At 69.0% G+C, this 19,650-nt stretch carries 11 protein-coding genes; 7 read left to right on the forward strand and 4 right to left on the reverse strand.

Features of this window, described 5'->3' with window-relative positions; genetic code table 11:
* Positions 1-94 precede the first annotated feature (94 nt).
* The gene (locus ACIBN2_RS06540) at positions 95-712 is read right to left on the reverse strand and encodes a TetR/AcrR family transcriptional regulator (RefSeq protein ID WP_399133074.1); all 618 of its coding nucleotides are present in this window, start codon (positions 710-712) and stop codon (positions 95-97) included.
* 157 nt (positions 713-869) lie between these two features.
* Between ACIBN2_RS06540 and ACIBN2_RS06545 the strand changes: the two genes are divergently transcribed.
* The 3 genes from ACIBN2_RS06545 to ACIBN2_RS06555 all read left to right on the forward strand — a co-directional run bounded on the left by ACIBN2_RS06545 (position 870) and on the right by ACIBN2_RS06555 (position 3,642).
* Positions 870-1,328 (forward strand): cupin domain-containing protein, encoded by a 459-nt coding sequence (locus ACIBN2_RS06545; protein WP_399133075.1) that lies wholly within the window; start codon positions 870-872, stop codon positions 1,326-1,328.
* A 50-nt stretch (positions 1,329-1,378) separates the two neighbouring features.
* Positions 1,379-2,200, forward strand: a complete 822-nt coding sequence (locus tag ACIBN2_RS06550; RefSeq protein WP_399133076.1) for an alpha/beta fold hydrolase — start codon at positions 1,379-1,381, stop codon at positions 2,198-2,200.
* Between the two features lie 83 nt (positions 2,201-2,283).
* Positions 2,284-3,642 (forward strand): DHA2 family efflux MFS transporter permease subunit, encoded by a 1,359-nt coding sequence (locus ACIBN2_RS06555; protein ID WP_399133945.1) that lies wholly within the window; start codon positions 2,284-2,286, stop codon positions 3,640-3,642.
* Between the two features lie 57 nt (positions 3,643-3,699).
* On the opposite strand, the gene ACIBN2_RS06560 is transcribed toward ACIBN2_RS06555, so the two are convergent.
* Both ACIBN2_RS06560 and ACIBN2_RS06565 read right to left on the reverse strand, forming a co-directional pair.
* Positions 3,700-5,229 (reverse strand): helix-turn-helix domain-containing protein, encoded by a 1,530-nt coding sequence (locus ACIBN2_RS06560; protein WP_399133077.1) that lies wholly within the window; start codon positions 5,227-5,229, stop codon positions 3,700-3,702.
* 64 nt (positions 5,230-5,293) lie between these two features.
* A complete protein-coding gene (locus tag ACIBN2_RS06565) occupies positions 5,294-5,491 on the reverse strand; it encodes a DUF4236 domain-containing protein (protein WP_399133078.1) in 198 nt (65 codons plus the stop codon).
* A gap of 323 nt (positions 5,492-5,814) precedes the next feature.
* Between ACIBN2_RS06565 and acnA the strand changes: the two genes are divergently transcribed.
* The 3 genes from acnA to ACIBN2_RS06580 all read left to right on the forward strand — a co-directional run bounded on the left by acnA (position 5,815) and on the right by ACIBN2_RS06580 (position 13,752).
* Entirely contained in the window at positions 5,815-8,529 is a 2,715-nt protein-coding gene (gene acnA, locus ACIBN2_RS06570; protein WP_399133079.1) for an aconitate hydratase AcnA, read from the forward strand.
* Between the two features lie 519 nt (positions 8,530-9,048).
* Positions 9,049-10,131, forward strand: coding sequence for a lytic polysaccharide monooxygenase (locus ACIBN2_RS06575; protein ID WP_399133080.1), 1,083 nt, complete (start codon positions 9,049-9,051; stop codon positions 10,129-10,131).
* 348 nt (positions 10,132-10,479) lie between these two features.
* Entirely contained in the window at positions 10,480-13,752 is a 3,273-nt protein-coding gene (locus ACIBN2_RS06580) for a GH92 family glycosyl hydrolase (RefSeq protein ID WP_399133081.1), read from the forward strand.
* A 249-nt stretch (positions 13,753-14,001) separates the two neighbouring features.
* On the opposite strand, the gene ACIBN2_RS06585 is transcribed toward ACIBN2_RS06580, so the two are convergent.
* A complete protein-coding gene (locus tag ACIBN2_RS06585; protein WP_399133082.1) occupies positions 14,002-17,805 on the reverse strand; it encodes a GH92 family glycosyl hydrolase in 3,804 nt (1,267 codons plus the stop codon).
* A gap of 365 nt (positions 17,806-18,170) precedes the next feature.
* Between ACIBN2_RS06585 and ngcE the strand changes: the two genes are divergently transcribed.
* A complete protein-coding gene (gene ngcE, locus ACIBN2_RS06590) occupies positions 18,171-19,640 on the forward strand; it encodes an N-acetylglucosamine/diacetylchitobiose ABC transporter substrate-binding protein (RefSeq protein WP_399133083.1) in 1,470 nt (489 codons plus the stop codon).
* Positions 19,641-19,650 lie beyond the last annotated feature (10 nt).

Genomic DNA, 19,650 nt, shown 5'->3' on the forward strand with positions numbered 1-19,650 from the left:
GCGGGTACCGATGTCTCGATGGTCTACAGGAGTGCGGCAGGGCGTCAAGGTTCTGTAGAACAAAAAGAGGTGTCCGATGGCTCGAGGCCGTCCGCTACGGGATGGCGCGCACCGCCGCTTCCGTCAGCGTCCTCGCCGTCCGTACGGCGCTCGCGACCGCCTGGTCGGCATCGAGTCCGCACAGGTCGGTGAGTGTGAAGAGCGCCTCCGCGCCGACGACCACGGCGAGATCCAGCTTGAGCTGGGCGAAAGCCTGCGGATCCGTCGCCCCCAGCGTGCCTTCCAGGGGTGCGAGGGCGTGGTCGATGAGGCCGAAGCGGATGCCGGGGCGGGTCGTCACCGTCTCGGGCCGGGTGATGGTGGCCGAGATCATCGCACGCACCGACCCCTGGCGGGCGAGGATGCCGCGGAGCAGGAACTCGCAGGCGAAGGCGATGCGTTCGACGGGGTCGGCCGACTCCGCGACCGGCGCGAGCGCCTCGGCGGGAGGCGGCCAGACGCCGGCCAGCGCCTCACTGATCAGCGACGGGAGATCGGGGAAGTACCGGTAGGCGGTGGCCTCCGACACCAGGGCCGCACGGGCGATCGTGGGCATGGTCACCTCGCCGCCGGTGCCGATCAGCTCGCGAGCGGCGTCGACGATCGCAGTGCGCGTGCGCAGCTTCTGGTTGCTGCGCCCGGTGTTCATGCCTGGTCCGGTCTCTGTCGCCATCGGCACGTCCTCATTCCCGCTGGTCGGTCCGCCCGCCAGCTTATCACTGTCCGCTCCCGTCGTGAGAGTGCACTTGCATGACGAGAGTTCATCTTCTACTGTCCTCTTCGTGAGAGCGAGCCCTCATGAACCATCGGCGGCAGAGGAGAAGAAGACAGTGAACGACGTTTCCCTGGTCGGGCCGGACGACGGCGAAAGCATCCAGCTCGGTCCGGCACGGATCCGCATCCTCGAGGACGGCAGCACCACCGGCCACCGCCTCGGCATCGGCGAGATCACCATCGCCCCGCACACCCAGGGCCCGCCCCAGCACCGGCACGCCCAGCACGACGAGGGCTTCTACGTCGTCTCCGGCACCGTGCACTTCACCATCGGGGAGACCACCCACGCCGCCCCGGCCGGCACCCTCGCGATGATCCCGCCCGGCGCCCCGCACACCTTCGCCAACCACGGCGACGAACCGGCGGTGATGCTCAACACCTTCACGCCCGACCTGTACGTGCAGTACTTCCGCGACCTGCGGGACATGATCGCGGGCGGCCGGGAGATGACCCCGGAGTCGACCATCGAGGTGATGAGCCGGTACGCCACGGTTCCGGCCACCGACTTCGCGTGACGCCCGCCGCACGCCCCCCGTACACGACCGTCCACTCAAGGAGCACCTCCATGACCGGCACCAGCACTCGCACGCTCACACTCGACCAGGGCGACGTGGACCTCACCTTCGACGTCAAGGGCAGGCCGCAGGGCGAGGGCCACCCCTTCCTGCTCCTGCACGGCGGTGGCGGCCCGCAGACCGTCGCCCCCTTCGCCGGACTCCTCGCCGAGCAGCGGCCGGCCAGGGTCGTCACCCCGGTCCACCCCGGCTTCGGCGGCACCGACCGCCCCGCCTGGCTGACGGACGTCCCCACCCTCGCCCAGCTCTACCTGCGACTGCTCGACACCCTCGGCCTGGAGGACGTCACCGTCGTGGGCAACTCCATCGGCGGCTGGATCGCCGCCGAACTGGCCGCACTCGGCAGTGACCGGATCAGCAGTGTCGTCCTCGTCAACGCCGTCGGCATCGAGGTCCCTGGCCATTCCGTCGCCGACACGTTCCCCCTGACGCCCGTCGAACTGGCCCGGCTCTCCTTCCACGATCCGTCGAAGTTCCGCTTCGACCCGAGCGCGCTGTCCGAGGAGCAGCGCGCCGTCATGGTCACCAACCGGGCCGCGCTGGTGGTCTATTCGGGCCCGCACGCCATGGCCGACCCGACTCTGCGCGAACGCCTGGCCAAGGTCGCGCACCCGACGCTCGTCGCGTGGGGCGAGAGCGACCAGGTCGTCGACGCCGACTACGGGCGGGCGTACGCCGCGGCCGTCCCGGACGCCCGGTTCGAGCTGCTGCCCGGCACCGGCCACATGCCGCAGGTCGAGACACCGGCCGAATTCCTGCCCGTGCTCTGGGACTTCGCGGACGCCCACGCCACACATCGGCCGGCCCACTGAACGCCGGCCGGCCACACAGGGACCTCCTCGTGTCCGAACCCGGCGGCAGGCGGCGGCAGTCGCTCGTCCTGGCCATCTGCTGCATGAGCGTCCTGCTCGTCAGCCTCGACGCCACCATCCTGAATGTCGCGCTGCCGTCGATGCAGGACGACCTCGGCTCCTCGGTCTCGGGCCTGCAGTGGACCCTCGACGCCTACACCATCGTGCTCGCCTCGCTGCTGACCCTGGCCGGCTCCACGGCCGACCGCGTCGGACGGCGGCGCGTCTTCCAGCTCGGTCTGGTGCTGTTCACCGCCGGGTCCGCGCTGTGCAGCCTCGCGCCGACGCTGGGATGGCTGGTGGCCTTCCGGGTGGTGCAGGCACTCGGCGGCTGCATGCTCACCCCGGTCGCGATGGCCGTCCTCGCCAACACGTTCACGGAACCGCGGGCACGGGCGCGGGCGATCGGCGTGTGGGGCGGAGTGGTCGGGATCAGCATGGCGGCGGGACCGATCCTCGGCGGTGTCCTCGTCGAGTCGGCGGGCTGGCGCTCGGTGTTCTGGCTGAACGTCCCGATCGGCCTGGCCGCCCTCGCCCTTGCCGCGCTGTACGTCCCCGAGTCCCGCGCCCCCCGGGCCCGCAGACCCGACCCGGTGGGCCAGCTGCTGGTCATCACCCTGCTCGGCAGCCTGACGTACGCCATCATCGAGGCCCCCGGCGAGGGCTGGACCGCACCGCCGATCGTGGCCTGCCTGATCGCCGCGGCGGGCGCGCTGGCCTGCTTCGTCCCGTACGAGAACCGTCGCACCGAGCCGCTCGTCGACCCGCGCCTCTTCCGCGGCGCGTCCTTCAGTGGGGCCACGGCGACGGCGGTCTTCTCCTTCGCGGCACTGGGCGGCTTCCTGTTCGCCAACACGCTCTATCTGCAACGTGAGTTGGGTCTGAGCGCTCTGGCCACCGGCCTGCATCTGCTCCCCATGGCCGTACTGTCGCTGATCTGCCCGCCGCTGTCCGGACGGATCGTGGGCAGCCGCGGTCCGCGCATCCCGCTCCTCCTCGCGGGGGCGGGCATCACCGCGAGCGGAGCGCTGGCCGTCCTCGTGACCCGCTCCGCGCACCCCTCGTACATCCTGCTGTCCCTCGCCTACGCCCTGTTCGGCCTGGGGTTCGGTTTCGTCAACGCGCCGATCACCGACACGGCCGTCGCCGGTCTGCCGCGGGCCCAGGCCGGGGTCGCCGCCGCGGTCGCCGCGACCAGCCGCCAGGTCGGCTCCTCCCTGGGCATCGCGGTCACAGGAGCCGCGATCGCCGCCGGGGCCCGCCCCGCGCCCTGGTGGATCATCACCGGCTGCGGGCTGGCCGTCCTGCTCCTGGCCGCGGTCACCGCGCGGGGCTCGCGCCACGGTGCCGAGCGTGCGGCATCGGTACCGAAGCCGATACCGGCCGGCGGACCGACGCGTTGAACGGCCCGCAGCCGCACAGACGCCGCCGCACCTCTTCGGTGCGGCGGCGTTCGCACATCAGATGTCCCGGAAGATCTCGATCTGCGCCCCCACGGAGTTCAACCGCTCGGCCAGGTCCTCGTAACCCCGGTTGATGACGTACACGTTCCGCAGCACGGACGTGCCGTCGGCCGCCATCATCGCCAGCAGGACGACCACGGCGGGCCGCAGGGCCGGCGGGCACATCATCTCGGCGGCGCGCCAGCGGGTCGGGCCCTCCACCAGGACCCGGTGCGGGTCGAGGAGCTGGAGGCGGCCGCCGAGGCGGTTGAGGTCCGTCAGGTAGATGGCGCGGTTGTCGTAGACCCAGTCGTGGATCAGCGTCTGGCCCTGCGCGACGGCGGCGATGGCCGCGAAGAACGGGACGTTGTCGATGTTCAGGCCCGGGAAGGGCATGGGGTGGATCTTGTCGATCGGGGCCTCGAGCTTGGAGGGACGGACCGTCAGGTCGATCAGCCGGGTACGGCCGTTGTCCGCGTAGTACTCCGGCGAGCGGTCGTGGTCGAGCCCCATCTCCTCCAGGACCGCGAGCTCGATCTCCAGGAACTCGATGGGCACCCGGCGCACCGTCAGCTCCGACTCCGTCACCACGGCGGCGGCGAGCAGGCTCATCGCCTCGACCGGGTCCTCGGAGGGGGAGTAGTCGACGTCGACGTCGATGTCCGGGACGCCGTGCACGGTGAGCGTGGTGGTACCGATTCCCTCGACCCGCACGCCGAGCGTCTCCAGGAAGAAGCACAGATCCTGGACCATGTAGTTGGACGAGGCGTTGCGGATGACGGTGACTCCGTCGGAACGGGCCGCGGCGAGCAGCGCGTTCTCGGTGACGGTGTCCCCGCGCTCCGTCAGCACGATCGGCCGGTCGGGCCGGATCGCCTGATCCACCTGGGCGTGGTACTGACCCTCGGTGGCGGTGATGTCCAGCCCGAACCGGCGCAGCGCGATCATGTGCGGCTCGATGGTCCGCGTACCCAGGTCGCAGCCGCCCGCGTACGGCAGCTTGAAGCGGTCCATACGGTGCAGCAGCGGGCCGAAGAACATGATGATGGACCGCGTCCGCACGGCCGCGTCGCCGTCGATCGCCGCCATGTTCAGCTCGGCGGGCGGCACGATCTCCAGGTCCACGCCGTCGTTGACCCAGCGGGTGCGCACGCCGATGGAGCCCAGCACCTCGAGCAGGCGGTACACCTCCTCGATCCGCGCGACCCTGCGCAGCACCGTGCGTCCCTTGTTGAGCAGGGACGCGCACAGCAGCGCGACGCAGGCGTTCTTGCTCGTCTTGACGTCGATGGCGCCGGAGAGCCGACGGCCGCCGACCACGCGCAGATGCATCGGGCCCGCGTAGCCCAGCGACACGATTTCGCTGTCCAGGGCTTCACCGATTCGAGCGATCATCTCAAGGCTGATGTTCTGGTTGCCGCGCTCGATGCGGTTGACGGCGCTCTGGCTGGTGCCGAGCGCTTCCGCGAGCTGCGCCTGTGTCCAGCCACGGTGTTGCCGGGCGTCACGGATGAGCCTGCCGATGCGTACGAGGTAGTCGTCTGCCATGAGGCTGAGGCTATCTCAGATATGAGATGGAGCCCGTTGGGGGGTCCGTTCGGGTGACAGGCCGTCAACGGCGCTTCTCGGTACGGGTGTGCCTCCATCCGAAAGGTCCGGGCAAATCCATCGATGTCGTACGACGTCCCGTGCTGCTGTGCGTATGCCGCGGGCCGTTCTTGCCGCCGGTGGTGATGGACCAGGAATGCCGGTTGATGTTCAGCCGCACCCCGGGCAGGATCCGGAAGCTCTTGCGGAACGTGAGCGGCATGACCGCCTCCTTCGGTATCGGGACTGATGGTCGCTCAGCTCGGATACCCCGTGTGCGCGTACTGATGTGGGCCCGGGTGGCGTCGCCGTGCCTGTCCGTGTGTGGCCAACGCCACCGAATGTCGGCATGCCGGGGCCGGTCCGGACATGACCAGTCGACGGCCATGTACTAGAGTTATCTCGACATCGAGATATCTGCCCAGGAGCACCGCAGTCGCCAGCCTGGTAAGGGTTACCTAATTTAGCCTTACCTTAGTGGATCGGCCGAGTTGCCGTGGCGGCAGGATCGTGGTGAGTACGCGCACATCAATGAAGGAGACTGTCGTGTCGGCGAACAGCTTCGACGCCCGCAGCACGCTGCAGGTGGGCGACGAGTCGTACGAGATCTTCCGGCTGGACAAGGTGGAAGGCTCGGCTCGCCTTCCGTACAGCCTCAAGGTCCTGCTGGAGAACCTGCTCCGCACCGAGGACGGCGCGAACATCACCGCCGACCACATCCGTGCCCTCGGCGGCTGGGACTCGCAGGCCCAGCCCAGCCGGGAGATCCAGTTCACGCCGGCCCGCGTGATCATGCAGGACTTCACCGGCGTGCCCTGCGTCGTCGACCTCGCCACCATGCGCGAGGCCGTCAAGGAGCTCGGCGGCGACGCGGACAAGATCAACCCGCTCGCCCCGGCCGAGCTGGTCATCGACCACTCCGTCATCGCCGACAAGTTCGGCACCAACGACGCCTTCAAGCAGAACGTCGAGCTGGAGTACGGCCGCAACAAGGAGCGCTACCAGTTCCTGCGCTGGGGCCAGACCGCCTTCGACGAGTTCAAGGTCGTCCCGCCCGGCACCGGCATCGTGCACCAGGTCAACATCGAGAAGCTGGCCCGCGTCGTCATGGTCCGTGACGGCAAGGCCTACCCCGACACCCTGGTCGGCACCGACTCGCACACCACGATGGTCAACGGCCTGGGCGTCCTGGGCTGGGGCGTCGGCGGCATCGAGGCCGAGGCCGCGATGCTCGGCCAGCCGGTCTCGATGCTCATCCCGCGCGTCGTCGGCTTCAAGCTGACGGGTGAGCTCAAGCCGGGCACCACCGCCACCGACCTGGTGCTCACCATCACCGAGATGCTGCGCAAGCACGGCGTCGTCGGCAAGTTCGTCGAGTTCTACGGCGAGGGTGTCGCGGCCACGAGCCTCGCCAACCGCGCCACCATCGGCAACATGTCGCCGGAGTTCGGCTCCACCGCCGCGATCTTCCCGATCGACGACGAGACCCTGAACTACATGCGCCTGACCGGCCGCAGCGACCAGCAGGTCGCGCTCGTCGAGGCGTACGCCAAGGAGCAGGGCCTCTGGCTGGACCCGAAGGCCGAGCCCGACTTCTCCGAGAAGCTCGAGCTGGACCTCTCCACGGTCGTCCCCTCCATCGCCGGCCCCAAGCGCCCGCAGGACCGCATCGTCCTCGCCAACGCCGCCGAGCAGTTCAAGAGCGACGTGCGCAACTACGTCGCCGACGACGACGAGGCTGGCAAGGAGTCCTTCCCGGCCTCCGACGCCCCGGCCTCCTCCAACGGCGTGCCGAGCAACCCGGTCCAGGTCACCGCCCCCGACGGCTCGACCTACACGATCGACCACGGCGCGGTCACCGTCGCGGCCATCACCTCCTGCACCAACACCTCGAACCCGTACGTCATGGTCGCCGCCGCGCTCGTGGCGAAGAAGGCGGTCGAGAAGGGCCTGACCCGCAAGCCGTGGGTCAAGACCACGCTCGCCCCGGGCTCCAAGGTCGTCACCGACTACTTCGACAAGTCGGGCCTGACGCCGTACCTGGACAAGGTCGGCTTCAACCTGGTCGGCTACGGCTGCACCACCTGCATCGGCAACTCCGGCCCGCTGCCGGAAGAGGTCTCCAAGGCCGTCAACGACCACGACCTCGCGGTGACTTCGGTTCTCTCCGGCAACCGGAACTTCGAGGGCCGGATCAACCCCGACGTCAAGATGAACTACCTGGCCTCGCCGCCGCTGGTCGTCGCGTACGCCCTCGCGGGGTCCATGAAGGTGGACATCACGCGCGACGCCCTCGGCGCCGACCAGGACGGCAACCCGGTCTACCTGAAGGACATCTGGCCCTCCGAGGCCGAGGTCAACGACGTCGTGGCGAACGCCATCGGCGAGGACATGTTCAACAAGTCCTACGCCGACGTCTTCGCGGGCGACGCCCAGTGGCAGGCGCTGCCGATCCCGACCGGCAACACCTTCGAGTGGGACAGCGAGTCGACCTACGTCCGCAAGCCCCCGTACTTCGAGGGCATGAGGATGGACCCGGAGCCGGTCTCCGACATCTCCGGCGCCCGCGTCCTGGCCAAGCTGGGCGACTCGGTCACCACCGACCACATCTCCCCGGCCGGCGCCATCAAGGCCGACACCCCGGCCGGCAAGTACCTCACGGAGCACGGCGTAGAGCGCCGCGACTTCAACAGCTACGGCTCCCGCCGCGGCAACCACGAGGTCATGATCCGCGGCACGTTCGCCAACATCCGCCTGCGCAACCAGATCGCGCCGGGCACCGAGGGCGGCTACACCCGCGACTTCACGAAGGACGACGCCCCCGTCTCCTTCATCTACGACGCCTCGCGCAACTACATCGAGCAGGGCATCCCGCTGGTCGTCCTGGCCGGCAAGGAGTACGGCTCCGGTTCGTCCCGCGACTGGGCGGCCAAGGGCACCGCGCTCCTGGGCGTCAAGGCCGTCATCGCCGAGTCGTACGAGCGCATCCACCGCTCGAACCTCATCGGCATGGGCGTCCTGCCGCTGCAGTTCCCGGAGGGCCGGACCGCCGAGTCCCTCGGCCTGACCGGCGAGGAGACCTTCTCCTTCACCGGCGTCGAGGAGCTCAACAACGGCACCACGCCGCGCACGGTCAAGGTCACCACCGACACCGGTGTCGAGTTCGACGCGGTCGTCCGCATCGACACCCCCGGCGAGGCCGACTACTACCGCAACGGCGGCATCATGCAGTACGTGCTGCGCTCGCTGATCCGCAAGTAAGCGGCGCCGCAGGGAAGTTGAGGGCCGCGTTCCCGGTTCGCCGGGGGCGCGGCCCTTGCCGTGTGGTGCTGCCAGGCGCGCCGACCAGCTGTTCCACCGGAGCGCATTCCAGCTCCAGGAAGTCCAGCTTCCCAGGCGCGAAGACGATCACACCCGGCTTGTTGGTGTTGTGGTCGGGAACATCCAGGTGTCCTCAGTGGCGGGTCCCTGCCGGGGTGTGGTCATCACTGCTCCCGTGGACGCCGATACGCGGCGTGATCGTACGTACGAAGGTACCGCCACCCGAAGTGGCGATGCCACGGCGCACGATGGACGCGCGTCGCGCCGCGCGGACTTCCCGCAGCCGGTGCGCCTCCCGTTTACAACCGGCCCAAGCGGCGCTACTTTCCCCACGAGCGGGGTGGGAGCGCTCCCATAGCGGGGGGCGTCGGACCGGAACCTGCCGCCCCCGGCCGCCCCCGCCCCGCTCTCCCCTCCGTGCACCTTCCCGCAGCCGTACTCCTGAGAGGAGAAGCTGACATGACCCTGACAAGCGCAATGCAACGGCACCACTCCGCGGGTCGATCAACCACCCGCGCTCTCTTTCTCATCCTCGTCTCCCTCCTCGCCACCCTCCCCGCCTTCGCCCTCGTCGTCACCGCGAGCGGCAGCGCGGAGGCGCACGGGACGCCCATGAAGCCCGGCAGCCGCACCTTCCTGTGCCGGCAGGACGGGATCACCGACACCGGGGAGATCAAGCCCGTCAATCCGGCCTGCAAGGCGGCTCAACAGGTCGGCGGCACCACGCCGTTCTACAACTGGTTCTCCGTGCTGCGCTCCGACGGAGCCGGCCGCACCCGTGGCTTCGTCCCGGACGGGGAGCTGTGCAGCGGCGGCAACCCCAACTTCGCGGGCTTCGACCTCCCCCGCGACGACTGGCCGTTGACCCACCTCACCTCGGGCGCGACCGTCGACTTCTCCTACAACGCCTGGGCCGCGCACCCGGGTTGGTTCCACGTCTACATCACCAAGGACGGCTTCGACCCGGCCAGGCCGCTGACCTGGGACGCCATGGAGGACACCCCGTTCCTCACGGTGGACCACCCGCCGCTCAACGGCACCCCGGGCACGGTCGAGGCCAACTACTCATGGACCGGCAAGCTCCCCGCGAACAAGTCCGGGCGCCACGTCATCTACATGGTCTGGCAGCGCTCGGACAGCGCCGAGACCTTCTACTCCTGCTCGGACGTCGTCTTCGACGGCGGCAACGGCGAGGTCACGGGCATCCACGACCCGGGCAACCCGACCGATCCCGTACCGGGCAAGTGCGAGGCCACCCGCAGGACGACCGGGAGTTGGAGCGACGGGTACCAGTCCGAGGTGACCGTCACCAACACCGGCGACGTCCCGATGCTGGGCTGGATGGTCGACTGGACGCTGCCCGCGGGGCAGCAGGTCGACAGCCTCTGGAACGGCAACGCGACCTACACCGGCCAGGACGTGATGGTCCACAACGCCGACTGGAACGGTTCGCTGGATCCGGGGAAGAGCACGACCTTCGGATACGTGGTCAAGGGCGACGGCGGTGACACGGCGACCGGCCTGCCCTGCCAGGTCGGCTAGACGCGCGCGCCGGACCAGGCGCACTTCTCCGCTCAGGGCGGACCCGGTGGGCTAGGACGGGCCACCGGGTCCGCGAGCCGGGCAGGCCGGGGGAGTACCTGTTCCGGATGGTGCTGGCTTGTGACGGCGCTGCGACGCGACAACGTTGTCTGATGGTCTGTACGTAACTTTACCTCTTCAACGGACAACGATGTCAAGCCAGTTGACAAATCGGCCCGTCCGGGCGGCCGTCCTGCGAGCCCTTCTGCCCGGACGCGCTCTTCCGTGGTACGCGTGGCGCACGCTACTGTCCCTGCGGCTTGTGCGACCTGTGGTGCGCGACCCGTCCGAAGGAGGAGGGGCCGCCCCATGCGTTTCCGTCCTACGTCATTGCTGCTGGCCGCGGTGCTCGCGGTCGGTGGAGCCACCCCAGCCCTCGCGGCGACGACCGCACCACCGGACCTGGTCAAGGACCCGGCCACGTACGTCGATCCGCTCATCGGCACCCGGAACGGCGGCAACGTCTTCCCGGGCGCCGTCACGCCGTTCGGCATGCTCTCCTGGAGCCCGGAGAACACCAGAGGCGACGCGACCAGAACCGCCGCGCCCGGCGGTTACCAGTACGACGCCACCCGCATCCGCGGCTTCAGCCTCACCCACATGTCCGGCACCGGCTGCGCGGGCGGCAGCGGGGACGTCCCGTTCTTCCCGTACGCGGGCGAGGTGACCTCCTCGCCCGCGAGCGACACCAAGGACGCCGTCTACGCGTCCGGCTTCAGCCACTCCGACGAGACGGCGGAGCCCGGCCACTACAAGGTGGGGCTCGCGTCCGGGGTCACCGCCGACCTCACGGCGACGCCCCGGACGGGTTCGGGCCGCTTCACCTTTCCGCCGGACAAGCCCGCCTCCCTGCTCATCCGCACCGCCAACTCCGAGGTGGGCTCCACCGATTCGTCGGTGCACATCGATCCGAAGACCCGTACCGTCACCGGCTCCGTCACCTCCGGCGACTTCTGCGGTTATCTGGACCCCGAGGGCCAACGCCCCTACTACACCCTCTACTTCACCGCCCGCTTCGACCGCGCCTTCAAAGCCACCGGCACCTGGCAGGACGACAGGCTGAGTCCGGGGGCGACGACGGCGAGCGGCGGCACCGGCGGCTTCTCCAGCGGCGGGCGGCCCGTCGCGGGCAAGGGCGCCGGCGGCTACGTCGAGTTCGAGCCCGGCTCCGGTCCCGTGAACGTCAAGGTCGGCATCTCCTACGTCAGTCAGGCCGGCGCCGCCGCCAACCTCGCGGCCGAGAACCCGCCGCACCGCTCCTTCGAGGCGGTGCGGGACGCCGCCCACCGGGCCTGGCGCGAACGCCTCGGCGCCATCCGGGTCGGCGGCGGCACCGACGCCGGGCGCACCACCTTCTACACCGCGCTGTACCACGCCATGATGCACCCCAACGTCATCAGCGACGTCGACCGCAGATACAGCGGCAGCGACGGCAGGGTGCACAAGGTCGCGCGCGGGCACGAGGCGCAGTACGGCACCTTCTCCGGCTGGGACGTCTACCGGGACCAGGTGCAGTTGCTGACGCTGCTCAGCCCGCGCACGGGCTCCGACGTCGCGCAGTCGCTGTACGAGCTCGCCCGGCAGAACGGCGGCGTCTGGGACCGCTGGCTGCACGGCGCGAGCGGCACGCACGTCATGAACGGCGACCCCTCGCCCACCGCCCTGGCCGGCATCCGTGCCTTCGGCGGCACCGACTTCGACCTGCGCGGAGCCCTGGCCTCGCTCGTCAAGGCCGCCACGGTCCCCACCGGACAGGACCTCTCCTCCTCCGGAAAGCCGGTGCTCTCCGTCGGCCAACGGCCCTCCCTCGACAAGTACCTGAAGCTGCACTACATGCCGTCCGTGTCGAACGCGTGGGGCGGCGCCGCCGAGACGCTGGAGATGTCCGGCGCGGACTTCTCCCTGTCCCAACTCGCCACCGCGGCAGGGGAGAAGGACACGGCCGCCGCTTTCGCCAAGCGTGCCCAGTGGTGGCAGAACAACTTCAACATCGCGGCCGATCAGAGCGGCGGCTACATCGCCAACCGCAAGGCCGACGGCAGCTGGGTCACCGGGTTCACCCCGTCGACGGGCAACGGCTTCGTCGAGGGCACTGCGGCCCAGTACACCTGGATGGTGCAGCACAACCCGGCCGGCCTGTTCGCCGCGATGGGCGGCAAGGACAAGGCGCTCGCCAGGCTCGACTCCTTCTTCCACGGCAGTGACGGCGGCTGGGTGTTCACCGGCGGCGGCGGGGACAAGTCCGAGCTGGACAACGAGCCGTCGATCAACGTGCCCTACCTGTACGACTACGCGGGCGCCCCGTACAAGACGCAGGAGACCGTCCGGGCGGCGATGAAGCAGCTCTGGTCGACACAGCCGGAGGGCATCCCCGGCAACGACGACCTCGGCGCGATGTCGTCGTGGTACGTCTTCTCCGCACTCGGCATGTATCCGCAGGTGCCCTCGCGCGCCGAACTCGCCCTCGCCTCACCGCTGTTCCCACGCATCGAGATCAGCAGACCGCAGGGCAACGACATCTCCATCCGCGCGGCCGGTGCCGCCGCGGATGCGCCGTACATCCGGTCCCTGAAGGTCAACGGCCGTACCAGTGAACGCCCTTGGCTGTCGTCCTCCCTCGTGCGCGACGGCGGCAGGCTCGACTACACGCTCTCCGGGACCCCGGACAAGGAGTGGGGGAGCGATCCGTCCGACGCGCCGCCCTCCTTCCGCCAGGGCGAGCAGCCGTACCAGATCGGTGTCGGTCCGACCGCGGCGACGATCGCGCCGGGCGACAGCGCGAAGGTCGGCATCCGCGCCCTGTCGATGAGCGGCGGCAGCGGGCCCGAGGTGCGCTTCAGGGTCGACGTGCCCGACGGGGTCACCGCGACCCCGGCCGAGGGAACCGTCTCCGACGGCTCGCAGGAGATCACCCTGTCCGCCGCCAAGGACGTCAAGCAGGGCTTCTACGACGCCGAGGTCACGGTGACCTCGGGCGACACGTCGTACCGGCAGCCCGTGGCGCTGACGGTGGCCGCGCCCGGCACGCTCCTCGCCGCCTACGACAACACCGGCGTCTCGGACGACGAGGGCGAGCACGACGAGGCCGACTTCGACGGCGGCGGCTGGAGCTACTCCCGCCAGGCCCTCGCGGCGGCCGGCCTCACGCCCGGCGGGCAGGGCACGGCGGGCGGGCTGGCCTTCGACTGGCCCGACTCGCCGCCCGCCCGCCCGGACAACGTCTCGGCGGCCGGCCAGACCATCGAACTCGCGCATCCCGCAGGCACGTTGTCGTTCATCGGCAGCGCGGTCAACGGCAACCAGGCGGCCAAGGCCACCGTCACCTACACCGACGGCAGCACCGGCACGATCGACCTCTCCTTCACCGACTGGACCGTCGGCGGAGGCGGCGGCACCGTGCAGTACGGCAACGAGGTCGTCGCCAGGACGGCGTACCGCAACGTCGCGGGCGCGGACAAGGATCCGGTGGCGACCTACGTCTTCGTCACCAAGCCGTTCACGGCGCCGGACGGGAAGACGATCGCGAGCGTGAAGCTGCCGCAGATCACGGACCTGCACGTGTTCACCCTCGCCACCGGCTGACGCGACGGGCGGCCGAGTGCCGGCCGGCCCTCGCCGCCCGCAGCGGTCTGCGCTCCCAGGACCTCGTGGAGGAGGTCTATCTCGTCGGGCCGCGCGACACCGACCAGCCAGATGCCTGGCGCACTCTCGTGGCCTGGCTGCTCGCCCCCGAACCCGGTCCGCCGCAGACGTAGAGGCGGCGGTCCGCCACACGGCCCGGGGGCCGCGCCGAATCCGGCGCGGCCCCCGGCCGAAACCCAACTCAACTGCTCACGCGAGCAGTTCGACCTCCGAGATCACCGCCTCGCCGTCGAGCACCAGGCGGTACTTCCCGTACGTGCCAGGCGAGTCGACGCTGAACGCGCGTGTCTGCCTGTCCCACCGGAAGGACTCCCCGGACCGCTTGTCCAGCGTCTTCCACGTGGTCCCGTCGGCGGAGCCCTGGAGCGTCCAGCCGGTCGGTGCCTTCGTGTGGTCGGCGGACGACGTCACCGTGTACTGCAGGCCCTTGACCGGCCCGGAGACCGGCAGGTCCACGGAGGTCACGGTCGCGTCGGTCGCCGAGGTGTTGTCGAACAGCGCCCCGTCGCCCTTCAGTACGTCGGCACGCGGCGTCGGCACCTTGTCGTCCTGGGTGATCGACACGGGCGCGGCGTCCTTGCCGGTGCCCCACGAGGAGGGCTTCGACCCCATGTCGAAGTCGAGGACCCCGCCCTTCTGGAGCAGTTCACTGGGCAGCGAAGTCTTCGACCAGGTACGGCCGTTGACCTTCAGCCCCTGCACGTAGACGTTCTTCGCGCTGTTCTTCGGCGCCCGGACGACCAGGTCGTGGCCGTTCTCCAGGTGGACCGTCGCCTTCTTGAACAGCGGGGAGCCGATGGCGTACTCGCCGCTGCCCATCACCAGCGGGTAGAAGCCGAGCGAGGAGAAGAGGTACCAGGCCGACTGCTCGCCGTTGTCCTCGTCGCCGTGGTAGCCCTGCCCGATCTCGCTGCCGGTGTAGAGGCGGGACATCACCTCGCGGACGTTCTTCTGCGCCTTCGAGGGCTCACCGGCCGCGTCATACATGTAGATGACGTGGTGGGCGACCTGGTTGGAGTGGCCGTACTGGCCCATGCGTACATCGCGCGCCTCGGTCATCTCGTGGATCACACCGCCGTAGGAACCGACGTTCTCGGGCGAGGCCGTCTCAGGGCTGGCGAAGTACTCGTCGAGCTTGTCCCCGAGCGCGCTCCGGCCGCCGTACAGGTTGGCCAGACCCCGGCTGTCCTGCGGGGCGGTGAAGGCGTAGCCCCAGCCGTCGGTCTCCGTGTAGTCGTAACCCCACACCTTCGGGTCGTACTTGGCCGAGTCCACGCGCCAGTCGCCCTTGTCGTCCTTGCCCTGGAAGAAGCCGGCCTTGGAGTCGAAGAGGTTGACGTAGTCCTGGGCGCGGTTGAGGAAGTACTGGGACTCCTCCTTGTAGCGCTTCTCGCCCGTCTTCCTGTACAGGGCCTCGCCCATCTTGGCGATGCCGTAGTCGTTGACGTAGCCCTCCATCGCCCACGAGAAGCCCTCGCCGGTGGAGGTGGTGGTGTAGCCGAGGAAGGGCGAGGTGGCCATGCCCTTGCGGCCCACGCCGGAGGACGGCGGGACGACCGTCGCGTTCTTCACGGCCGCGTCGTACGCCGCCTTCGCGTCGAACTTCACGCCCTTGACGTACGCGTCCGCGAACGCCACGTCCGAGGAGGTGCCGGTCATCAGGTCCGCGTAGCCGGGGGAGGACCAGCGCGAGGTCCAGCCGCCGTCCTTGTACTGCTGCACGAACCCGTCGACCATCTCGCCCGCCTTGGAGGGGGTGAGGAAGGAGTACGCCGGCCAGGTCGTCCGATAGGTGTCCCAGAAGCCGTTGTTGACGTACACCTTGCCGTCGACGATCTTCGCGCCGGTGTGCGTCGGGCTGTCGGGACCGGGCATCGGCGAGAACGGCGAGGCGTACTGGTACTTCGAACCCACCTTCTCGAAGCCGGAGTTGGGGTACAGGTACAGCCGGTACATGCTGGAGTACAGCGTGGTCAGCTGGTCCGGCGTCGCGCCCTCGACCTCGACCTTGCCGAGCAGCTTGTCCCAGGTGCTGCGGGCGTGGTTCTTGACCGCGTCGAAGGACATGCCGTCCGGGATCTCCTGGCGCAGGTTGTCCTTGGCCTGGTCGACGCTGATGAGCGAGGTGGCCAGGCGCAGGGTGACGGTGTGGTCGGAGCCCGCGTCGAAGCGCATGAAGCCCTTGACGCCGCCGGCGGAGCCGTCGGTGACGGGCTTGTCGAAGACGCCGTAGACGAAGAGCCGGGTGGCGCCCGTCGACAGTCCGGACTTCACGTCCGAGTAGCCGGTGACGACGCCGTGCTCCTTGTCGAGCGTGAGCCCGGCCTGCTCGGTGACGTTGTCGAAGACCACGCTCGCGTCGTCGCCCGGGTAGGTGAAGCGCAGCGACGCGGCATGGTCGGTCGGCGCCATCTCGGCCTTCAGGCCGTTCTCGAACTTCACACCGTAGTAGTACGGCCGCGCGGTCTCGTTCTCGTGCCGGAACGCCAGCTCACGGGCCTCCCGGCCGGTGTCCGGGGTGCCGGAGGCGGCCGACGGCATCAGCTGGAAGGTCTGCCGGTCGCCCATCCACGGGCTCGGCTCGTGGCTCGCGCTGAACGCCTGGATCGTCGGCAGGTTGTCGTCGTTGTTCGCCCGCGCGTAGTCGTACAGCCAGCTCAGCGAGGACGCGTTGGTGACGGGCGTCCAGAAGTTGAAGCCGTGCGGCATGGCCGTCGCGGGGAAGTTGTTGCCGCGCGAGAAGCTGCCGCTGGAGTTGGTGCCGCGGGTGGTCAGCGCGTAGTCGGCCAGATGCGCCTTCGGCTTCTCCGGCGCCGCCCGCTTGAGCGCGATGTCGTCCAGCCAGCCGCGGAACCTCGCCGGGCCCTTGGGGGAGTCGTACGCCACCAGGATCCGGTCGACGGTCTTGCCGGCCGCGACCGAGCCGATCCGCGAGACCACGTTGTTCCACTGGTTGACGTAGAGGATCTTCGCGGCGCCCTGCGCCTGCGGTGACATCCCGAAGCCGTGCTGGTCGGTCGCGCCCAGGCCGCTCAGGTAGGTGCCGTCGGTGAAGGCCAGGTCGACGGAGACGTTGGTGGCGTCGTAGTCCCGGTCCTTGTCCGCCATCTGCGGGAAGACCCGGTACGAGAGCCGGGTGTCGCGGCCGACGGCCACGTTCACGTCGAAGACCTTGTTGTACGAGTACGCCCGGCCGTCGGCGGTGTGCCGTCCGGCGTAACGCAGGGCCTTCTTTCCGGTGAAGCCGGCGGCCGCCTTCGCGGTCGGGGAGCCGCTCGGGCCGTGGTCGACCAGCGACAGCATGTCCTGCGGGACCGGGCCGCCGCTGTCGCCCGTGGACAGCTGGAGGTCGGCGAGCTGGAGGATGTCGGAGGCGCCGTTGTTCTTCGTGATGTCGAGCCGGAAGTGCTGGTACTCGGCCGGCTCGGCCAGGTCGTAGGACTTGGTCTGGAACCGCTCGGAGAAGGACTCGCCGGTGCGGGAGTCGAGGGTCTTCCAGTCCTTGCCGTCGGTGGAGCCCTGCAGGGTCCAGTCCTTGGGGTCGCGCTCGTCGAAGTCGTTGGCCGAGGTGAGCGCGTAGTTCGTGATCTTCAGCGGCTTGTCGAGGTCGAACTCGACCCAGCCGGTCGGATCGAAGGTCAGCCACTTGGTGCCGGACTCGCCGTCGACGAGGTTCTCCTTCACCTCCCCGCCGCCGGTGTTCTCGCCGCTCGCCCGGACGTCGGTGACATGGTCGTTGACGTTTCCGGGAATGCCGCTGCTGTATCCGCCGTCGACCCCGGAGGCCCGCTTGCTCCCGTCCGCCGTGGTGTCGACCGTGTTGAGCCAGTCCGGCGCCGGATCGCCTGCCTCGAACGAGGAGGCGAACTCCTGGTCGGCCGCCGGTGCCTTCGCGGGCAGTGCGGTCGCCGCCCCCTGTGTGCCCACCGCCAAAGCGAAGGCGGCCGTCAGCACGACCGCCGGTCCCCATCTGTGCCGAGTTCTGTGCCCCATACGCCAGACCCTCCCTGGGCTGTGGACAACGTTGTCAACTTAGCCGCGCAGAGACCAGTAGTGGGCCAAGTGGCCAGTGATGTCAAGGGTGTTGAGTGTGGCATTCGAGGTTTATGTCGTGGATTTTTCCGGCAAGGGGACCACAGGGGGCTCATATTTCCGCGAGGTCTCAACTCGGATAAGACCATCGGCCAACCTTGCATTCGATCTTGCTCCGTTGGCGGGAAGTGGACTATACCTGTCGGCGATTCACCCGATCCGTACTGCACGACACGCACTTTCCGCACGACCCTGCTTGACCTGACCGCGGTGCCGGGAAGGATCCGGTTCACCGCCTGAGTCCTGGAGAAGGCGAGGACTTGAGCATGGGATCCACTTCCGCCGAGAACAACGGCGCGGCGACCACTGGCGCACCCGGTGTCGGCCGCCGCGATCTGATCAAGCGGTCCGCCGCGCTCGGCCTGATCTCCGTACCCACGATGAGCTTCCTGTCCGCCTGTGCCAGCGGTGGCGGCGGCGGCAACGGCGACAAGGCCAAGGCGGGCAAGAAGACCGCCAAGAACCCGCTCGGCGTGAACGAGACGGCGGGGATGGAGTTCGTCCTCTTCGACGGCGGCTTCGGCAAGGAGTACGCCCAGGACGCCGTCAAGATCTACGAGCAGAACTTCCCCAAGGTGAAGGTGAAGTTCTCCGCCACCCAGAAGATCCAGTCCACGCTCCAGCCCCGCTTCAACCAGGGCACCCCGCCGGACCTGATCGACAACTCCGGTGCCGAGCAGATGGACATGGGCGTCCTGGTCGGCAAGAACCAGCTCTCCGACCTCACCCCGCTGCTGGACGCGGCGTCCTACGACGACCCGAACAAGAAGGTCCGCGACACGCTGCGCCCCGGCATCGTCGAGATGGGCCAGTTCGACGGCAAGCCCGTCTGGATCATGTACTACGCCTACACGGTCTACGGCGTCTGGTACTCGCAGAAGGCCCTCGACTCGCTCGACGCGCAGTACCCGAAGACCTGGGACGAGATGCTCGCCGTGTGCGAGAAGGCCAAGAAGAAGGGCATGGCCGGCTGGACGTACGCGGGCAAGTACCCGTACTACATCCCCTTCTCGCTGTACCCGATGATCGGCAAGGTCGGCGGCCGCGAGGTCCTGGACGCCATCGACAACCTCGAGCCGAACGCCTGGAAGCACCCGGCCGTCAAGGCCTGCTTCGAGGCCTACTACGAGCTCTACAAGAAGGGCTACATCCTCAAGGGCACCCCGGGCCTGGACCACATCCAGTCGCAGACCGCGTGGGCCAAGGGCAAGGCGCTGTTCATCCCGAACGGCTCCTGGGTGGAGAACGAGTCGGCGAACGTCATCCCGTCCGACTTCAACCTCGCCGTCTCCGCGCCCACCGGCATCGACAGCTCCGACAAGCTGCCCTTCGGCACCATCTGGGCCTCCGGCGGTGAACCCTTCATCGTGCCGGCCAAGGCGAAGAACCCCGAGGGCGGCATGGAGCAGCTGCGCATCATGCTCAGCGAGGCGTCCTCGAAGAACTTCACCAGCAAGGTGAAGTCGCTGACCGCGTTCAACGGCGGCACCACCGGCATCACCCTGACCCCGGGCCTCAAGTCCGGTGTCGCGGCGCTGGACCTGGCCAAGGACAACGTCCTGAACCCGCGGATCCAGGACTGGTACGTGCAGCTCCAGAAGGAGCAGATTGGTGTGGCGGGCCTCGGCGAGATGATGGCCGGCCGCGCCACTCCCGCCGAGACCATCAAGAAGATCCAGGGCTTCGCCGACGCGGCGGCCAAGGACAGTTCGATCAAGCACTACAAGCACCAGTGAGAGTCCGTCA

It is taken from the genome of Streptomyces sp. NPDC050534 (genome assembly GCF_044457745.1).
Lineage (GTDB): Bacteria > Actinomycetota > Actinomycetes > Streptomycetales > Streptomycetaceae > Streptomyces.